Here is a 1,665-nt window from a genome sequence, read left to right as displayed (position 1 = left end):
GTGACCGACAACGGTGGTCTGACATACGATGAGATTTTCTCGATCACTGTCTCCGATGTTGAAGGAAATTTCGTGGGTACGCCCGCCGGCGATTCGATCACTGGCTCAAGCGAGGACGATGGCATCTCTGGGCTTGCTGGGAATGACACCCTAATTGGCGGTACGGGTGACGACACTATCGACGGCGGGGCTGGCGCCGACACCCTGACCGGCGACGCCGGAGCCGACCGGTTCGTTTTCTCCGCCGGTACCGGCACCGACGGCGACGTCATCAGCGATTTCTCCGACGGCGAGGATCTGATCGACCTCACGTCATTCGGGCTCAGCAACGTCGGTGATCTGACGATCATGAACGACGGCGGAGGCAACGCCGTGATCACCCTGCCAAGTGGCGACAGCATCACGGTCACCGGTGTCGATCAGTCGGCGCTGACCGACAGCGATTTCGTTTTCTGACAATCCGGAATGGAAAAATAACGCCGGGATTCGTGCGGATTCTCGGGTAACGATCCCCGTGCTCGTGCAGAGGGGCTGAATTCACAGGTCAAGTGCAACACCTGAGTTGATGTAAGAAAGCCTCGGCGGGCGTGAGATAGCCGAGGCATTTTTTGGGTGTGGTGTTGTTGGCCCAGACGATGTCCTGGATATCCGCCTCGCTGTAGTCGGTGAAATCGGTTTTGCGCGGCAGGTCGCGCCTGAGAATGCCGTTGGCGTTTTCGATCGAGCCGCGCTGCCAGGGTGAGTGCGGGTCACAGAAGAAGGTCAGCATGCCGAGGTCCTTTTCGAGCTTGTGGTGTTCGGCGAACTCCGAGCCGTTGTCGAAGGTGATGGAGCGCCTGGCGGCCTCGGGCAGGCCGGCGAAGAGGCCGGTGAGTTTGACAGCGGTGGCCTCGGCTGTCTTGCTCGGCAAGCCGTGGGCCAAAGTCAGTCGGGTCTGACGCTCGACCAGTGTCACCAGGTTGCCGCGCTGTGTGCGGAACTGCATGAGGTCACCCTCCCAATGGCCGAATTCAGATCGATTATCAATGTATTGGCCACGCTCATGGATGGAGCGGCGCCCCGGGATCGCTTCGCGTCGTCGCTTGAAATACCGTCGCCCTCGGGTTGTCTTGGCGCGCGCCAGATAACGATGGAGCTTCTTCGAGCGGACCTTGGGCCGATAGATATAGCGATAGATCGACTCGTGGCTCACCCTATGCTCAGATCCTTCCAGCCTGAGCCTGCCGGCGATCTGTTCCGGTGACCAGCCCATCGCAAGGTGGTCGCCGATGTGATCCCTCAGCGGGCTCAGGCGCTCAATCCGAGAGCAGCGCCGGCAGCGTGAAAGCGCGATCCGGTCCGCCGAGGCCGGCTTGTAACCGCTCTTCGGAAGGCGGTTGCGCCTGAGTTCGCGTCCGATCGTCGAGCGATGACGCCCCATGATCCTCGCTATCTCGCTCCGAGCTTTGCCGGCATCATGATGCCGGCAAAGCTCAATCCGCTCATCAAGATCGAGCTGGCCATAATGCTTGCCCATCGCAACTCCGGAGCATACCGGTGTTGCACTTCGTTTGTGAATCTAAGGGCGCTCGATCATCACGTTGTCCATCCAGCGCCCGCGACCGTCCATGGAGATCTTCACACCAGCGTCCTTGAGGACCTGGGTGAAGGCCAGGCTGGTGAACT

Annotated in this window: 2 protein-coding genes; one reads left to right on the top strand and one right to left on the bottom strand. The window is 60.3% G+C overall.

All coding sequences use genetic code 11. The features are described 5' to 3' along the window. Nucleotides 1–456, top strand: a 456-nt coding sequence (locus tag GY769_17195) for a calcium-binding protein (protein ID MCP4203655.1), incomplete at its 5' end; no start/stop codon positions are given. 88 nt (nt 457–544) lie between these two features. Here GY769_17195 and GY769_17190 read toward each other — a convergent pair. Continuing rightward, complete coding sequence (locus GY769_17190) at nt 545–1,516, bottom strand: IS30 family transposase (GenBank protein MCP4203654.1); 972 nt, start codon at nt 1,514–1,516, stop codon at nt 545–547. Nucleotides 1,517–1,665: the final 149 nt, after the last annotated feature.

This window comes from bacterium (assembly GCA_024224155.1).
Taxonomy (GTDB): Bacteria; Acidobacteriota; Thermoanaerobaculia; order Multivoradales; family JAHEKO01; genus CALZIK01.
The sequence above is the reverse complement of the archived record's forward strand: the minus strand, read 5'-3'. Positions and strand labels throughout refer to the sequence as shown.

What these genes read in the sequence shown, in the direction of transcription:
- GY769_17190 (MCP4203654.1), bottom strand. Translation starts at nt 1,516, where the DNA reads ATGGGCAAGCATTATGGCCAGCTCGATCTTGATGAGCGGATTGAGCTT.